This window comes from Halalkalibacter sp. HAAS-P013 (genome assembly GCF_056619925.1).
Genome location: NZ_JBWQTU010000005.1, coordinates 384,871 through 400,669 on the forward strand (window position 1 = coordinate 384,871; position 15,799 = coordinate 400,669).

Genomic DNA, 15,799 nt, shown 5'->3' on the forward strand with positions numbered 1-15,799 from the left:
GATTAAGGAGGAAGTTTAATGAAGTTTATGGTCACATCTCGCGGGGATGACGTGTCTAATACTTTGCAGCAAAGAATAAAACGATATTTGCTTGATTTTGGCTTGTTATATAACGAACATGAACCGGAAATGGTTATCACTGTAGGTGGAGATGGAACCTTGCTACAAGCGTTTCATGATTATTCCGAACGTCTTGAAGATACGGCTTTTGTCGGAATACATACTGGTCATCTAGGATTTTACGCAGACTGGGTACCTGATGAAGTAGAGAAGTTAGTGATACATATTGCAAAAACCCCTTACCAAATTGTTGAATACCCACTACTTGAAGTGGTCATTCGGCAGGAAGGTACTACCAATTCAGAACGTCATCTTTCGCTAAACGAATGTACGATTAAAAGCATAGGAGGTTCTCTTGTTAGTACGATAGATATAAAAGGAGAGCCATTTGAAGTATTTCGGGGTGATGGTTTATGTGTCTCCACTCCTTCAGGTAGTACGGCTTATAATAAAGCATTAGGTGGAGCGATTTTACACCCTTCTTTAGCTTCTATTCAGATTGCAGAAATGGCGTCTATTAATAATCGAGTGTACCGTACAGTTGGTTCTCCTCTTGTTTTACCACAACATCATACTTGTTTGTTGAAACCGTTAAATGATGTTGATATTCAAGTGACTGTTGATCACTATACTCTTGAGCATCGTCGAATTAAATCATTACAATGTCGTGTTGCTGAAGAGAAAATTCGATTTGCGAGATTTCGTCCGTTTCCATTTTGGAAGAGAGTAAGGGAATCATTCATTCGTGAATAAATACGCCGCAACTCTTTCGTGGAGAGTAGATGAGGAGTGGAACCAAGAGCTTTTGCGGCTATTTCTACGTGAGCATTGTCATATCTCGAAGCGAGGGCTTGCAAATATTAAATTTAACGGTGGGGCAATTACTTTAAATGGGGAAGAAGTAACAGTCCGTAAGCTGTTAAAAACAGGTGATGAGGTGACGGTCTGCCTCCCGTCTGAGGAGGCAAGCTCTTCCTTATTAGCTGAAGATAAAGAGCTCGACATTGTATTTGAAGATGACCATTTATTAGTGATTAATAAAGAGGCAGGTATGTCAACAATCCCATCAAGAGAACATCCAGTCCATTCGTTAGCTAATTTCGTCTTAGGGTATTATCGCAAAAAAGGACTTCAAGCTACGTTTCATGCAGTTAATCGTTTAGATAGAGACACATCAGGTTTATTGATCATTGCAAAACATCGTCTTGCCCATGACCGACTTTCTAAATTGCAACAGGAAGGGCGTGTCAATCGTTATTACAAGGCGTTAGTCACAGGTGAGCCATTACAGGAAAAAGGGACGATCGATGCCCCGATTGATCGAGATCCAAATAGTATTATTACTCGCCAAGTTAGAGAAAATGGCAAAAGAGCTGTTACCCATTTCTCTGTAATGAGAGTAACGAATCAAGGGAGTTTAGTTGATATAAAATTAGAAACCGGCAGAACTCACCAAATTCGAGTTCATTTTTCGTACATAGGACACCCTCTATTAGGGGATGAGCTGTATGGTGGAAGGCGGGATGTGATCGACCGTCATGCGCTTCATTGTTATAAGATAAAATTTCAACATCCATTCACGAACGAATGGATACGTGTCACAACTTATTTGCCTAAGGATATGAGTAGCCTAATAAACTAAACGAGAGGCTATTTTAAAAGCAGGAAGAGGTTCTCTAAAAAAGTCGATAACAAAGATGGCAATGGCTCCGTTCGCTACTCCCTTGAGAAGAGGATTTAGTTCTTCTCAAAGTGAGTAGCGACTGCGCACATTGCTTATTCTTGTGTCACATGTTCAATGGTATGCTCAGCTAGTGCTTCTCCCTGTGCATTATAAATTTTTACAATGACCCCTTCTCGTAAATCCTCATCTGTAACGCCTGTCTCAAGGGAAAATACTTCAGCAAAAAAGAAGCTTGAGCCGCCACTTACTTGAAACTGCTCTGGGTTTCCATCGGTATCTGTAAACACGATTTCATCTTGGCCACCTAAAGCCGATTGTACGTTTGAGTCGACAATGAGAAAACGAGCAGATAAATCATTTGCAGGTAATTGTCCATTATTTTCTATCCTAACATAAATAGATGCCATCTCAATTTCATTATCGTGTATGATTCGAGTTTGGTCTTGATCGATCTCAAGAGTAACCTCTGGACCACAGGCGGTTGCAACAAATAATAGGAATAATAAGATTATGTATTTCTTCATGAAACTCCTCCATAACTAAATAATTAATTATCAAATGACCTAAATTTCTCTTCGACTAAAGGTTGTTCGGACGGAACTTGGACGATTTGCATCTCAGGAAATTGTAAAGCAGTTAAGGCCCCTCCAAATACACAACCAGTATCAATATTCACTGTCCGATGAATAAACCTGGGATTCCTTACAGGAGTATGTCCGTAAACAATCCACTCATCTCCTTGATGCTTCTGGGCCCAGTCTCGTCGTACAGGTGTTCCATCTTTGTTCGTTTCACCAGTTATATCCCCATAAAGGACAAATGTCTTGACGCGTTTACTTGTTTGGCCAATTAAATCGCTGCGAATTCCTGCATGTGCAATAACAAGCTTTTTGTTATCTAGAACTTGGTATAATGGGGACTCTTCAACTAAGGACATAAATTGATGTCTGACTTTTTGGTAATCCGCCTTAGACAAATTGTTTAATTCTTCAACTGTTGTTTCAAGTCCATGAGTAATTTGTACTTTTCTACCTAAAAAATAACGATAAAGCTTATCACAATGGTTTCCAGGACAGTAATAAGCTTGTTTATTCTTCACGAGTTCTGCAACTTCTTTTATTACAGAAATAGAGTCAGGTCCGCGATCTGTTAAATCTCCAACAAACGCTAATTTCCTTCCTTTAGGATGAACGTATGAATTATCTTGCTTTTCATAACCTAATTTAGTAATAAGCAAGATGAGTTCCTCATAACATCCATGTATATCCCCGATGATATCAATTTCCATTTCATAACCCTCCTGTTTCCTTTTCCGAACGGAAAGACTCGTTTCAAATAATAGCTTATCCAGTAAAGAGAATGCAATGAATAGGCTGAAAAATACATACTACTATCAAAATTTATTGAATTTTATTTGGAAAGGGTTACATAAGTATTTAACGTTGACATGTTTACTATCTGTTCTTTAATATTGATAGGACTTATTAGTACAGAAGTTTTAGGTAAGGGAGTGAATAATCAATGTTGCCACAACCTGTAACGAACCCTGTTCTTATCTTTGCTATTGCTATGGTCGTTTTTCTAGTGGCCCCATTGATTATGGCAAGGTTAAGAATTCCGGGTATTATTGGGTTCATCTTTGCGGGAGTGATTATTGGCCCGAATGGACTTGGCCTCTTAGATCGGGATCCTACCATTGTGTTACTTGGGACAGTCGGTTTGTTATATATTATTTTTATTGCTGGACTGGAAATTGATTTAGACGGATTTAAAAAGTATCGGAACAGAAGCTTAACGTTCGGAACCATGTCTTTTACGATTCCTTTTGTATTAGGTACACTAGGAGCGTATTTATTAGGATATAGTGTTGCAGGGGCAATTCTGCTTGGATCTTTACTAGGATCTCATACGTTGCTTGCATATCCGATCGCCAGTCGATTGGGGATTGCAAAAAACAAGGCCGTGACTACATCTGTTGGTGGAACAATCATGACTGACACGCTTGCTTTACTTGTGTTAGCGGTCGTAGCGGGCTCTACTCAAGGTGAGCTGACACCGGATTTTTGGTTTGTCCTTGTTGTTTCTTTAGTCATCTATGTTGCTGGGGTTTTTATCATTGTCCCAATAGCTGCAAAGTTCTTTTTCCGGACATTGAGCAGTGAAGGAACACTAGAATTTATTTTTGTATTGACCGTGTTATTTGTTACAGCATATTTTGCGACGGTAGCGGGATTAGAGCCGATTATTGGTGCCTTTTTAGCAGGCTTAGCACTAAATCGATTCATTTTTGAACAGAGTCCTCTAATGAATCGAATAAAGTTTACTGGAAATGCATTATTTATTCCGTTCTTTTTGTTATCCGTTGGAATGCTGATGGATCTAAGGATACTCCTCTCCGATCCGTCTGCATGGACGAAGGCGGTTCTAGTTGTATCCCTTGTTATCATTGGAAAGTTTTTAGCGGCGTGGATCGCAGGTAAAATTTACCGATATTCAGGAGAAGAAATCAAACTGATTTTTGGCCTGACGATTCCGCAAGCAGCAGCTACGTTAGCTGCAACACTTGTTGGATTTGATTTAGGTTTGTTTGATCAAGCGACTGTAAATGCCATCATTGTGATGATCTTAGCAACATGTATGATTGGACCATATACTGTTGAGAAATTTGCAAGAATCATTGCGATGAAAGAAGACCAGAAACCATACGAACCATCTTCAGCTCCTGAGAGGGTAATGGTCCCACTTGCGAACCCAAAAACAATGGAATCATTGATGGATTTGTCATTTATTATTAGAGGGCAATCTCCTGAACCGCTATATACACTTTCAGTTGCGCAAGGAGGAAGAGAAGACTCTTCCTCAAGAATTGTAGAAGCAGAAAAGTTACTCGGGCACGCTGTAACGTATGCAGCTGGGGCAGAAGTGCCAATTCAAATGCTCACAAGGGTAGATACAAATATTACATCTGGAATGATCCGAGCAATGGAAGAGTCACGTATTACTACGACTGTTATAGGCTGGAATGGGAAGCTATCTACACCCCAGAAAATATTTGGCGGGGTATTAGACCAATTACTTGAACGTACGACACAAATGGTTCTCGTATCGATGCTTGGTCATCCATTAAACACAACTAAGCGAATTGTTATCCTTATTCCATCTGGTTTTGATCATAAATCTGGTTACTATCAATCCGTGCAAGTAGCCAAAAAAATGGCGAATCAATTGGGAGCGACCATTGCTTGTTTCGTTGTGAAAGATAATATTAAAAGTTATGAAAAGAGTTTTAACGAAGTGAAGCCTGATGTCAAGGTATCGGTTACGAGCCTTGAATCATGGAATGAATGGCATAATACGTATAAGCCACTTCTTCGTGCAGATGATGTTGTGGTTGTCTTTAGTGCTAGAAGAGGAACCGTTGCGTGGCATCCGCAGCTTGAGCGCTTACCACGTGTATTAGCTCATTCAGGGCCGGAGAGTTTCATTATCTTCTATCCTCATGAATTGGAAGATGTCGATACAAGAGGAACGAGAGGAACGGCATTACCGAAGACATTCTTATCAAATAGTTCATACGAGGAGTAATGTGCAAGGGTGAATCAAATGTACTTTTTGATTCACCCTCTTTTTTATGTGATGGAAGTTTGCCTTACTCAGTATTGGGTGACACTGAGGATAAAAACAGGAGTGATTAATAGTGTTAGCTGATGTTATGGTTGTCTGTCCAAAATGCAAAGATCAAAGACCGATCACGAATTTGTTAACAGCTCAATCCAATCAAAATGTCATTTATAAGTGCTTAGAATGTGAGTATGAGCAGAAGAATATTAAAACAAAAAAGGGTTAGCATGATTAAATGTTGAAACTATCTATCATAAGAACCGTATGATATACTAATTAGTACTTGGTATTAATAACTACTCATAATGGAGGAGAAAAAATGATTCAATTAAATTTAGAGGAACGTACATATGTTGTCATGGGTGTTGCCAATAAGAGAAGTATAGCTTGGGGGATTGCACAGTCCTTAGCAAATGCAGGAGCAAGATTAATATTTACATACGCAGGAGAAAGACTTGAAAAAAATGTGCGTTCTCTGATGGAAACATTAGATCGAAAAGATCATCTTATTCTTCCTTGTGATATTACAAGTGATGAAGAAATCAAAAAGACGTTCACACAAATTAAGGAGGAAGTAGGAACAATTCATGGAATTGCTCACTGTATTGCTTTTGCTAATAAAGATGAATTAGAGGGAGAATATTTAAATACAACTCGTGATGGGTTTCTTCTTGCTCAAAACATTAGCGCATACTCATTAACCGCTGTTGTAAAAGAAGCTCGTCCACTTATGACTGAAGGTGGAAGTATTGTCACGCTTACGTACTTAGGTGGGGAAAGAGTGGTTCGTAATTACAATGTAATGGGTGTAGCAAAAGCATCCCTTGATGCAAGTGTAAAATACTTAGCGAATGATTTAGGTAAAGATAACATTCGAGTGAATGCTATTTCAGCAGGTCCGATCCGTACATTAGCGGCTAAAGGAATTGGCGGCTTTAACGATGTATTAAAAGAGATTGAAGAGCGTTCACCACTTCGTCGTACAACGACCCAAGAAGAAGTAGGAGACACGGCATTATTCTTAATGAGCGACTTGTCACGTGGAATGACTGGTGAAATGTTGCATGTAGACAGTGGTTACAATATTTTATCATTATCATAAAGGAAAAAGGCTGACGTGTGAGGGCACTGAAAAAGGTAAAAATCTACCTGTTTCAGTGCCCTCCGTGTGCGTCAGTCTTTTTTGGACTTATTTAATATCTTTAATATCTTTGTTGACCGAAAATGCCTGTTTGACCGATGATCCAAGGTATGAAGCCACCAGGGTGGCCTGGGCCTGGGTACCAAGGTGAGTATGGTGGTCTTGGTGGTCTTGGTCTAGGCGGTCTACCTGGTCTTGGTGGAATAGGGCCGTAGTAAGGTGCAATGCCTACTAAGTCACTATGATGTACTTGAATAAATTGTGGTTGATATCTAGGTGCTCTGTACATGAACATCGACACCATTCCAGTTCTACGATTATAGTCTGTTATATATGCAATTACTTCACCGTAGTTTGGGATGGATGTTGTTACCCATTGATTGACGTACTGAGATACAACTACCGGTGGTAAAAATTGCACGGTTGGTTGTTGTGGTCCGTACATGAAATCAACTCCTTTATCTTGTTTTGATTCTCTTTATTGTATGGAGATAGGTTGAGTAGGTGAATGTCCTATTGGATTTTCGCATGATATGGGCTAAGGCCGAAAACAGTATACAAAAGGGTTGACCCGTTAGAGTCAACCCTTTTGTACTTGTTTTACGCAATTATAAACGATTTTAGCTTGTAGATAAGAGAAAGTATCTTCTATTAAGAAGAACAGCTTTTTGGATTTGTTAAACTTTATAATAGATGTATGAGAGCCAAGGCTGAGTTGTAACAGGTTTAGATTGGTAAGTAATGGTAGACTGGAAAGGGCTCCTTTTGTAAAAAAGGGTTACATCATGACCAGACGGAATGCTCGAACTAATCTCATCAGAATTTGAAGTAATATCCTCAAATTGAGTTGCAGGGTCAAGCAGTTTTTTTTTCTCACTAACGCGTATTTTTAAAGGCCTAATCTTTTTCATAGTATGGTCTTCTTGTGATTGCTCTTGAGCAACAAGTAACATTTCTTCAAATTGATTAATAGCTTCTTCTAACTTTTGAAAAGCATCTCTTAATTTTTGATCTGTTTGTTCCACGATTTCACCTCATTTATATAAGTATTTTAATTAGTTACCTTTTTTTGTTTGTCCTCCTATACATATGTGGCTTTTCCAATTTTAATCATGTTTTTAAATAAAAAGATGTATCATACTTTGTTCCACTCAAATGTATAGTTAAATAAATGATAATAAAAAGAGGTGAGCAACAAGATGGGAAAACATAAGATACCTTTACTCTACATTTATCAACGAAAAGAGAATGAGATTGATATAAGTGAACAGGATTTTGTTTATCAGAAAGCAACTAGAAGAAAAGTTAACCAGGTTGAGTCCTCGTTAATAGAACCTCTGGCTGAGTATAGGTTAGATCCAAATGTTGAAAAGATTATAATGGAGAAAAGAAGTGGAAGGCACGAACATGAACGTTTTGAAAAAATGTCTATAGAAGATAAATTAAACTATAGCCAAACGATGAAAGACACAAGGATTACCGTGACAATAAAAAAGGAAAGGTATGAAGGGAATTTAGTTGAAATGAAGGGAGGAAAGGTTGTTTTTCTACCTAGAATGAAATCTGATCCTATTGAATTGATTATTGATGATATTACCTCTGTTACAATGAACTAAAAAAGGGAGGGTGGTGCCCCAAGGCAATGCCCTCCTGGATTATTCTTATTCGTGCCCCCACTCGTCAAGAAATTGCTCCAAAAATCCTTCTAAAAATTGATGACGTTCTAGAGCGCGCACCTTTCCTTCCTTCGTGTTCATTAAGTCTTTTAATTTAAGTAACTTTTCATAAAAATGCCCAATCGCACTAGAACGACCATTTCGGTATTCATCGAGTGTTAATGTTTCTCGAACGGAAAGCGTAGGGTCGTACATAGGATCCCCTTTGCTTCCCGCGTATACAAAGGTCCTAGCAACGCCGATAGCGCCAATTGCATCAAGTCGATCAGCATCCTGAACAACTTGAGCCTCTAATGTCGTAACAGGCTTATTCGTACCGCCTTTAAAAGACATCGTTGTAATAATGGTCAGAATATGCTGACGTTGTTCTTCTGTTGTACCAATTCTGATAAGCCAATCATCAACATTTTTTAACCCTTTTTCTTCACTTTCTACGACTTTATCGTCAATTAAATCATGAGTCAGAGCAGCAAGTGTGACGATTAATTCATCTGCTCCTTCAATCTTGGCGATTTCCTGAGCTTGTTTTGTGACACGTCTAATGTGGTACCAATCATGACCTGTTTTTTCATTTGAAAGTTGCTTCTTGACCCACTTTCGCGTTTCTTCAACCATTTGTGTGTGATTCATTGTTGATGATCTCCTTTTTATGATTTAAGTGGCTGTTTCGGGGCGAGTCGTTGCACCTCTCTAACAAATCGGGAGCGAAATGCTTTTTTACCTCTTCGCGTAATGGGTACCGATAATTTTAAGCTTTCTTCCGCTCTTGTCATGGCAACATACATGAGGCGGCGTTCTTCCTCGAGTGGCTTGTCGTCACCTTCCCTCCAAGCTTCTAGGGCGTAATCATGAGGCATGCTTCCCTCAACACAACTAAGAATATAAACATGCTTGTACTCTAACCCTTTTGCTCTGTGAATTGTCATCAATTGGGTAGCATTTGTCATGTTTTTTTGAGAACGGACTTCGTCGTATTTAATCGTCATATGATCGACGTAATCTAATAATTCCTCAATGGTTGAATGGTTCCTTGCCATTACTTTGAGGTCGCGGACATCATCCGATCCTCGTTCCATCTTATTGCCTTCGTTTCCCTGTTTTTTGACGTAGTCATTGAAGCCCATCTCCTGTTCGATAAATTCAATAGCATGAGCAGGAGTTTTCTTTTGGAGATGTTTAAACTTTTTTGGGAGTTCTGCAAGTTTCTTCATTTGAAATGGTTGCAGTCCTTGAAGGTGCGGCAGTGCCTCAATATATGTGCAGTCATTTGCTATACTAGCTGCTTTTATATCACGAACTGCCTGCTGCTTTAAAAACAAAGCACTAACTAACTCTTGCAAGGCTTGAGAGTCATCAGGATTTCGTGCTAGCTGGAGGTATGATAATACCTTTCTCACCGATTTACGTCTGTAAAATGATTCCCCATCAGCTTCTAACTGAAAAGGAATGCTGGATGAGATAAAGCGTTCAATAAGAGCTCTAGCTGAGCTATTTGTTCGAAATAAAATAGCAAAGTCAGCTGGGTTGGCTCCGTTTTCTATTTGCTTTTTAATATCATTCATTATCATTGTCGCTTCTTCTTCTTCGTCAAACGGATAAAAAAGAAGAGGAGGCTTTTCTGAAGAGTCTTGAGCAAATAACTGCTTTGTATATCTTGTACGGTTGGTTGCTATAACGTTATTAGCAGAGGAAACAATTTCATGATTTGATCGATAATTCTCGGTTAAAATAACTATTTTCGTTTCCGGATAACGTTCTTTAAAGTTGAGAATGTAAGACGGATCACTTCCGCGGAATGCATAGATTGACTGATCATCATCTCCTACCACACAAAGATTTTTTGTTCGGTCACAGAGCATTGTAATTAATTCAACTTGCACCTTATTAATATCTTGAAATTCATCAACTGAAACATAAGCAAAACGTTGTTGGTACCGCTTGAGAAGATTGGTATTTCTAGTTAAAAGCTCATGTAAACCGATAAGCATGTCATCGAAATCAAACAAGTTCTTTGCAAGTCGCATTTGCTCATAGCGTTTATATAAGTAGGAAACTCGTTCTTCCCAAACATCTTTTGGCTTCACCTGATCAGGAGTAGTGAGATGGTTTTTCCACCAGCTTATTTGTGTTAATGCTTGATCAAAAGCAAATTCCTTCTCGTCAATGTCTATTTCACGACCAGCTTCTTTAATCATAGCCTGACGTTGCCATTCTTGACTTAATAGGTTATTTGGTGACCATTGTTCCGGTTCGTGGTGCATCAGCATCTTATAGAAGATACTGTGGAAGGTTCCGATCACAAGTTGATTAAGAGTAGACGTGGAAATTCCGGGATATAAGCGCATCCGCTCTTTCATTTCTTTTGCCGCTTTAGCAGTAAAGGTAACTAAGATCATTTCTTTTGGGGAGTGATTTAGTTCAGTTAGCATATAGGCAGTTCTCGTTGTTAACACTCGGGTCTTTCCGCTACCTGCACCAGCAAGAATAAGGAGGGGGCCTTCTGTCGTTTGCACAGCTTTCCATTGGTTATCATCGAGGTAGATCCCACTTTGTGTTAGTGTGTGCCGGTAGCCGGTTTGTACTTGAGACGAGTTTGGTTGTTTAGGTTTGAAAGTGGGAATAGCTTTGACTAACTCAGGTTCTTTCCAAAGGTCGCTCTTTGCTTCTTGACTATTTGTTGTAATTGCACGTCGCTTTGGCAATTTTATTCCTGAAGTCGTCTGAGGACTTTCAGGAGGTAGCTCTTTTTGTTTTGAATTTGAAAGTTTTTTTTCCATCAGTGTCACTGTATCTATACATTCGTCAGTAATATGAGAGTGTATGAACGATGGAGGAGTGAGGATGCTCATATCCATTTTTAATGGCGAATGACAATGCATACAAGTGACCTCTTGTCGAATACTAGCCATATACAATTGTTGCCATTTTTCACGCTCACAGCTAGGAAGATGGATCAGCTTGTCTTGGTGATAAGCCACTTGCATAATAGGTCTCCTCTCTCATTTAGATCTTGTCTTATCGTAGCAAATTTTATCGTATGTGTGGTCATTTTTATTTAAAAAGAGGAAATAACTTTGAAGTTAGAAGAAGGAGGAGGGAGTAATATGATATCTTTTTTTATATTGGGTTGTATTGTTACGATTACGGCAGTTGCCTTTTTTCTTAGTGGTTGGTTTTTACAGGGGCAATTTTTGTTTGGACCATTTATTGCTGCGTTAATTGGGTTGAACTTTCTTTTCATCAGTTTTGTGCAATTAAAGCGTGAACGAGAAGAAAGAGAGGGACGAAGAACTTCTTGAACTACATTCAGATAAAAAAATAGATGCTTGGATTAGTTTGGGGAGGATTTGTAATGAAAAAACGGGTTGGTCGTTGTCAATTGTGTGAACGTGATGAAGTGGAAATAACCGTTCATCATTTAACACCTAAGGAGGAAGGTGGGACACACCTTCCAACTGTTGATCTGTGTATACCTTGTCATAAGCAAATCCATGCGATTTACACTAATAAAGAAATTGCGCTTCGCTTAATGACTTTGGAAAGATTGAAGGATGATGAACAGTTAAAGAAGTTTATTAAATGGATTCAAAAACAACCTCCTAAAGCATTAGTAAAAATACGAAAATCCAAATCAAGAAGATGACTTTCGTTGTATTCTTACATACGTGGGACGTTCCTTAATGGCTCTTCGAACATCCTCGAGTTCGGATGTACAACTTGGACATCGAGTTGCTTTATAAGCAATTGATTGGCAACAATGCGGGCATACTTTTGTTTTCATGTTCACAAGTGGATCTTCTTCAGGGCGTCTAATTCGATTGATTTGTCGAACAAATAGAAATAGAACAAAGGCAATGAGAATAAAGTGAACGGCATGATTTAAAAAGGTTCCATAATTAATCATAGGAACACCAGCTTCTTGAGCTTCAGCAAACGTATCAAAGTGGTGATTCGTTAAGTTAATGTACTTATTAGAAAAGTCCACTTGCCCAAAGATGAGTCCAAAAGGAGGCATAATAATATCATCGACTAATGATTCGACGATCTTTGCAAAAGTGGTTCCAATAATAACTCCAATACTCATATCAATGACATTGCCTCTTACAGCAAATTCTTTAAACTCATTTAATATTTTCATGTTATCACCTTCTTTAGAAGTGGTACTAAAAAAGAGGTTCCCCTTTTGTGACAGTACCTTACAGGGTTGTCTATGTAACAATCTATGCAATGAGAAGGGAAGTTTATGATAGAAAAAAGGAAGGAACAAAGTGTAGCTTCGTTTTGTTCCTTCCTTTTTATACTGGGCTAGCTGGATTCGAACCAACGCATGACGGAGTCAAAGTCCGTTGCCTTACCACTTGGCTATAGCCCATTACCATTTTTTAGTATGACCAGGAAATTGATTGTTATGCAGAAGAGTTCTTTTAAAAGCCGCTTCTTACTGGTCATTGTTGCTACGCTTTTATCTTATGTTATTTCAATTTTTTTATGTAGAAAAAAGGAATATATCTTAATTTGTCGAAATTAAATTATTAATTAAAGAAAAGGAGGCTGATATTATTGTATGAAATTGAATATTACAGTAAGCATTTGCTAGATGAGGCTATTTCACGTAAGGTGACGGATCTTCATTTCATACCTGAAGAGGATCATTATGTAATTACGTACCGCTTTAATGGCATTATGGAACCTAGGGGAAAGCTTCCGTTAAAAATGGCAGAGAGGTTAATTAGTCATTTTAAATATCGATCAGGTATGGATATTGGCGAACGGCGAAAACCACAAAGTGCATCAATGATATACAAAGAACAATCCTCTTTATCTTACTCTCTAAGATTATCTACTCTTCCTGCAAGAGAAAAGGAAAGCTTAGCGATACGCATACTTCCAAATTTCTCCCTACAATCTTTTTCTTCATTATCCATCCTTCGAAACCAAGCTAAAAAACTTGAAAATATTACTTCATTGACTCATGGACTGTGCTTAGTGTCAGGTCCTACCGGCTCAGGAAAGACAACGACTTTATACACAATTGTAGAAAGCATAATTAAAAAAGGAGGGAAAAGAGTTATTACAATTGAGGATCCTGTTGAACGCTATATTGATAAGGCCATTCAAGTAGAAGTCAATTCGAAGACAGGGGTAACGTTTGATTACGCCTTAAAAGCTACGTTACGACATGATCCAGATATTATATTAGTTGGTGAGATTCGAGATGAAGTGACAGCGAAGCTTGCCATTAGAGCTGCACTAACAGGGCATCTTGTATTAGCAACGGTTCATGCAAATGATTGTTATTCGGCATTGGTACGAATGAGAGACCTTGGTGCTTCACAGCTTGACCTGATTCAATGCTGCAGAAACGTTTTGTCTCAGCGGATTGTAACGACCAAGTGTCCATATTGTATTGAAGAATGCCTTCCAGTATGTGCGAGGGAGCGAAAGATGTCACGGGCTGCAGTATTTGAATTGTTAGAGGGTAATCGTCTGAAAAAATCGTTAATGAACGAGTCGAAGTTTGAAAATTCTTCTTCATTAGTTAATCAGGCACGGAAGGCATGGGCATTAGGATACCTTCATGATAAGGAGGTACTGAGGTTTGTTGCTAATACTTTCTAAGAGGCAGAGTAAAAAGAAGTATTTGCGTGATGTGGCTGATTCTTTTATTCGGATTGGACGTTTACTTGAACAAGGCTACCCTCTCGAAGTTGCTCTAACATTTATACAACTGCACGTCATGAAGATGACGAGGGAACAATTCGAGATTGTAATATTAAATTTACAAGAAGGTCACTCTGTTCATGAATCGTTTCGCTTCTTCGATATGCCCGAAAGTATTAAGTCGTTTCTTTACTTTTATGAAAATCAAGGAAATTTAGCTGAAGGCTTTACTCATGCGGGAAAATTGCTACATTATAAAGAGAAGACTATTTATGAAATAAGCAAATTAATACGTTATCCAGTTGCTCTCTTGTTTTTCTGTATAATTGTGTTGGCTTTAATGTTTCGGTTTGTTCTTCCTCATTTTCGTTCTTATTTTGCGATGTTAACAGAATCGCCTCCATTCTTAACTAGAATCTTCCTTTCCTTTCTTTTTAATTTGCCTTACCTATTCGGCGCCTTAGTTTTGTTCCTCCTTATTATTTCTTTTTATTTGTATCCTAAAGTGAAACAATACACTCCATATGAAAGAACAATGAAGTTACTTTCGCTTCCTGTTGGCAAGCAACATGTTAAAACGGTGATTACGTACTTCTTTGCATTACAGCTTGGTCGTTTAATTCGTACAGGTATGTCTTTGCAACAAGGGCTCAAGCAATTCGAAAATCAGGATTATCTTCCGTTCTTACAACAAGAATGTGTTCAAATATCTCATGAGCTTAATCAAGGTCATAGTTTCCAGGAAATAGTTAAGATGAAAGACTATCTTAGGAATGAATTGTCGTTTGTAATTGATAATGGTGAGAGGACAGGGTTTTTAGGAAGTGATTTAGAGCAATACAGTGATATTCTTTATATGGAACTAGAGGATTCTATACAAAGAGTACTAAATCTTGTCCAACCAGTTCTTTTTCTCGTCGTTGGCGGATTTGTATTTATCTTATTTTTTATAACGATGCTTCCACTTTTTCAAATGCTTGGTGGTTTATAGATTAAAATGCAGAAGGGGTGTCTATTATGAGGCCTCTGAAAAAGGTACGGTTTTCACCTTTGTCAGTGGCCTTTAAGCAATGAGCGGAACCGTTGCTTTGTTTTAAAGCCTGCTATGAGTGGTTTTCTCATAACAGGCGCGCAACGGGTGGAGCCATTGCTGCTTCCTCGAATCTGCTAAAAAGGACTTTTTAAGTACCCTAGTCTATTATAGAAGAGGGACTTAATAAGACTACTTTGCCTATTTAGTCCCTTAATAAATAGAGATTTCCTTTATAAAAATATGAAAGAACTAAGGAGAAAGGTGACTTTCATAAACTTTTTTTAAAAAAGGCTTGCATCATTTTGTTTATACGTGTTATATTATTAAACGTCGCTGATGACGCGGCTAACAACTTTAAAAAAATATTTGACTTTGTTATTTGTTTTGTGTTATGATATAAAAGTTGCTGTTGTGAAAGGTTCTTTGAAAACTGAACAAAAGCCAAGCGAATTAAAGAGATATACTATATCTCGTCAAATAAATTTATTGCATTGCTAGCGTGATGCAAATTGAGCTAATCAGCTTACCATTTTTATGGAGAGTTTGATCCTGGCTCAGGACGAACGCTGGCGGCGTGCCTAATACATGCAAGTCGAGCGGACTGATTAAGAGCTTGCTCTTATGACGTTAGCGGCGGACGGGTGAGTAACACGTGGGCAACCTGCCCTGTAGATCGGGATAACACCGAGAAATCGGTGCTAATACCGGGTAATAGATTGAACGCGCATGCGTTTACTCTCAAAGATGGCTCCGGCTATCACTACAGGATGGGCCCGCGGCGCATTAGCTAGTTGGTAAGGTAATGGCTTACCAAGGCGACGATGCGTAGCCGACCTGAGAGGGTGATCGGCCACACTGGGACTGAGACACGGCCCAGACTCCTACGGGAGGCAGCAGTAGGGAATCTTCCGCAATGGACGAAA

17 protein-coding genes, 1 tRNA gene and 1 rRNA gene are annotated in these 15,799 nt (G+C 38.7%); 11 read left to right on the forward strand and 8 right to left on the reverse strand.

Translation table 11 applies throughout. From position 1 onward, the window contains the following. The first annotated feature begins 18 nt into the window (after window positions 1-18). Both AC1FXP_RS10185 and AC1FXP_RS10190 read left to right on the forward strand, forming a co-directional pair. On the forward strand, window positions 19-813 hold the full coding sequence (locus tag AC1FXP_RS10185) for an NAD kinase (RefSeq protein WP_480060931.1): 795 nt from the start codon (window positions 19-21) through the stop codon (window positions 811-813). Further along, window positions 806-1,702, forward strand: a complete 897-nt coding sequence (locus AC1FXP_RS10190; RefSeq protein WP_480060933.1) for an RluA family pseudouridine synthase — start codon at window positions 806-808, stop codon at window positions 1,700-1,702. The genes AC1FXP_RS10185 and AC1FXP_RS10190 overlap by 8 nt, the downstream gene beginning before the upstream one ends. Before the next feature lie 134 nt (window positions 1,703-1,836). Here AC1FXP_RS10190 and AC1FXP_RS10195 read toward each other — a convergent pair whose 3' ends face one another. Both AC1FXP_RS10195 and prpE read right to left on the reverse strand, forming a co-directional pair. Further along, window positions 1,837-2,268, reverse strand: a complete 432-nt coding sequence (locus AC1FXP_RS10195; protein ID WP_480060935.1) for a putative periplasmic lipoprotein — start codon at window positions 2,266-2,268, stop codon at window positions 1,837-1,839. A 23-nt stretch (window positions 2,269-2,291) separates the two neighbouring features. Continuing rightward, the gene (gene prpE, locus AC1FXP_RS10200) at window positions 2,292-3,032 is read right to left on the reverse strand and encodes a bis(5'-nucleosyl)-tetraphosphatase PrpE (protein ID WP_480060937.1); all 741 of its coding nucleotides are present in this window, start codon (window positions 3,030-3,032) and stop codon (window positions 2,292-2,294) included. A 233-nt stretch (window positions 3,033-3,265) separates the two neighbouring features. On the opposite strand from prpE, the gene AC1FXP_RS10205 reads away from it, so the two are divergent. From AC1FXP_RS10205 to fabI, 3 genes are all read left to right on the forward strand, one after another. Next, window positions 3,266-5,329, forward strand: a complete 2,064-nt coding sequence (locus tag AC1FXP_RS10205) for a cation:proton antiporter (RefSeq protein ID WP_480060939.1) — start codon at window positions 3,266-3,268, stop codon at window positions 5,327-5,329. Between the two features lie 112 nt (window positions 5,330-5,441). Then, window positions 5,442-5,591, forward strand: coding sequence for a hypothetical protein (locus AC1FXP_RS10210; RefSeq protein WP_480060990.1), 150 nt, complete (start codon window positions 5,442-5,444; stop codon window positions 5,589-5,591). A gap of 93 nt (window positions 5,592-5,684) precedes the next feature. Further along, window positions 5,685-6,467 carry an enoyl-ACP reductase FabI gene (gene fabI, locus AC1FXP_RS10215; RefSeq protein WP_480060941.1) on the forward strand — a complete coding sequence of 261 codons (783 nt, stop codon included), beginning with the start codon at window positions 5,685-5,687 and terminating at the stop codon, window positions 6,465-6,467. 100 nt (window positions 6,468-6,567) lie between these two features. On the opposite strand, the gene AC1FXP_RS10220 is transcribed toward fabI, so the two are convergent. Together AC1FXP_RS10220 and AC1FXP_RS10225 are read right to left on the reverse strand one after the other, a co-directional pair. Beyond that, complete coding sequence (locus AC1FXP_RS10220; protein WP_480060943.1) at window positions 6,568-6,951, reverse strand: hypothetical protein; 384 nt, start codon at window positions 6,949-6,951, stop codon at window positions 6,568-6,570. A gap of 232 nt (window positions 6,952-7,183) precedes the next feature. Then, window positions 7,184-7,531 (reverse strand): hypothetical protein, encoded by a 348-nt coding sequence (locus tag AC1FXP_RS10225; protein WP_480060945.1) that lies wholly within the window; start codon window positions 7,529-7,531, stop codon window positions 7,184-7,186. Between the two features lie 174 nt (window positions 7,532-7,705). Between AC1FXP_RS10225 and AC1FXP_RS10230 the strand changes: the two genes are divergently transcribed. Beyond that, the gene (locus AC1FXP_RS10230) at window positions 7,706-8,122 is read left to right on the forward strand and encodes a hypothetical protein (protein WP_480060947.1); all 417 of its coding nucleotides are present in this window, start codon (window positions 7,706-7,708) and stop codon (window positions 8,120-8,122) included. Window positions 8,123-8,167: 45 nt separating this feature from the next. Here AC1FXP_RS10230 and AC1FXP_RS10235 read toward each other — a convergent pair whose 3' ends face one another. Beyond that, window positions 8,168-8,812, reverse strand: a complete 645-nt coding sequence (locus AC1FXP_RS10235) for an HD domain-containing protein (protein ID WP_480060949.1) — start codon at window positions 8,810-8,812, stop codon at window positions 8,168-8,170. A 17-nt stretch (window positions 8,813-8,829) separates the two neighbouring features. Beyond that, a complete protein-coding gene (locus AC1FXP_RS10240; protein ID WP_480060951.1) occupies window positions 8,830-11,166 on the reverse strand; it encodes an ATP-dependent helicase in 2,337 nt (778 codons plus the stop codon). Window positions 11,167-11,286: 120 nt separating this feature from the next. Here AC1FXP_RS10240 and AC1FXP_RS10245 point away from each other — a divergent pair, with 120 nt between their 5' ends. Both AC1FXP_RS10245 and AC1FXP_RS10250 read left to right on the forward strand, forming a co-directional pair. After that, complete coding sequence (locus AC1FXP_RS10245; protein ID WP_480060953.1) at window positions 11,287-11,481, forward strand: hypothetical protein; 195 nt, start codon at window positions 11,287-11,289, stop codon at window positions 11,479-11,481. Window positions 11,482-11,534: 53 nt separating this feature from the next. Then, window positions 11,535-11,825 carry an HNH endonuclease gene (locus AC1FXP_RS10250; RefSeq protein ID WP_480060955.1) on the forward strand — a complete coding sequence of 97 codons (291 nt, stop codon included), beginning with the start codon at window positions 11,535-11,537 and terminating at the stop codon, window positions 11,823-11,825. Here AC1FXP_RS10250 and mscL read toward each other — a convergent pair. Both mscL and AC1FXP_RS10260 read right to left on the reverse strand, forming a co-directional pair. Beyond that, entirely contained in the window at window positions 11,814-12,314 is a 501-nt protein-coding gene (gene mscL / locus AC1FXP_RS10255) for a large conductance mechanosensitive channel protein MscL (RefSeq protein WP_480060988.1), read from the reverse strand. The two genes, AC1FXP_RS10250 and mscL, sit on opposite strands and share 12 nt — an antisense overlap. A 168-nt stretch (window positions 12,315-12,482) precedes the next feature. Next, window positions 12,483-12,554, reverse strand: a tRNA-Gln gene (locus tag AC1FXP_RS10260). Between the two features lie 188 nt (window positions 12,555-12,742). On the opposite strand from AC1FXP_RS10260, the gene comGA reads away from it, so the two are divergent. From comGA to AC1FXP_RS10275, 3 genes are all read left to right on the forward strand, one after another. Then, entirely contained in the window at window positions 12,743-13,801 is a 1,059-nt protein-coding gene (gene comGA, locus AC1FXP_RS10265; RefSeq protein WP_480060956.1) for a competence type IV pilus ATPase ComGA, read from the forward strand. Further along, window positions 13,782-14,834, forward strand: coding sequence for a competence type IV pilus assembly protein ComGB (gene comGB, locus AC1FXP_RS10270; protein ID WP_480060958.1), 1,053 nt, complete (start codon window positions 13,782-13,784; stop codon window positions 14,832-14,834). Before comGA ends, comGB begins: the two co-directional genes overlap by 20 nt. Window positions 14,835-15,407: 573 nt before the next feature. Next, window positions 15,408-15,799: ribosomal RNA gene (locus AC1FXP_RS10275) — 16S ribosomal RNA — on the forward strand; the annotation flags it as partial.

Excerpts from the sequence above, each read along its gene's own strand:
- fabI (WP_480060941.1), top strand. The coding sequence starts at position 5,685 with ATGATTCAATTAAATTTAGAGGAACGTACATATGTTGTCATGGGTGTT.
- AC1FXP_RS10195 (WP_480060935.1), bottom strand. The coding sequence starts at position 2,268 with ATGAAGAAATACATAATCTTATTATTCCTATTATTTGTTGCAACCGCC.
- prpE (WP_480060937.1), bottom strand. The coding sequence starts at position 3,032 with ATGGAAATTGATATCATCGGGGATATACATGGATGTTATGAGGAACTC.
- AC1FXP_RS10220 (WP_480060943.1), bottom strand. The coding sequence starts at position 6,951 with ATGTACGGACCACAACAACCAACCGTGCAATTTTTACCACCGGTAGTT.
- AC1FXP_RS10250 (WP_480060955.1), top strand. The coding sequence starts at position 11,535 with ATGAAAAAACGGGTTGGTCGTTGTCAATTGTGTGAACGTGATGAAGTG.
- AC1FXP_RS10205 (WP_480060939.1), top strand. The coding sequence starts at position 3,266 with ATGTTGCCACAACCTGTAACGAACCCTGTTCTTATCTTTGCTATTGCT.
- AC1FXP_RS10245 (WP_480060953.1), top strand. The coding sequence starts at position 11,287 with ATGATATCTTTTTTTATATTGGGTTGTATTGTTACGATTACGGCAGTT.
- AC1FXP_RS10230 (WP_480060947.1), top strand. The coding sequence starts at position 7,706 with ATGGGAAAACATAAGATACCTTTACTCTACATTTATCAACGAAAAGAG.
- AC1FXP_RS10235 (WP_480060949.1), bottom strand. The coding sequence starts at position 8,812 with ATGAATCACACACAAATGGTTGAAGAAACGCGAAAGTGGGTCAAGAAG.
- AC1FXP_RS10185 (WP_480060931.1), top strand. The coding sequence starts at position 19 with ATGAAGTTTATGGTCACATCTCGCGGGGATGACGTGTCTAATACTTTG.
- AC1FXP_RS10240 (WP_480060951.1), bottom strand. The coding sequence starts at position 11,166 with ATGCAAGTGGCTTATCACCAAGACAAGCTGATCCATCTTCCTAGCTGT.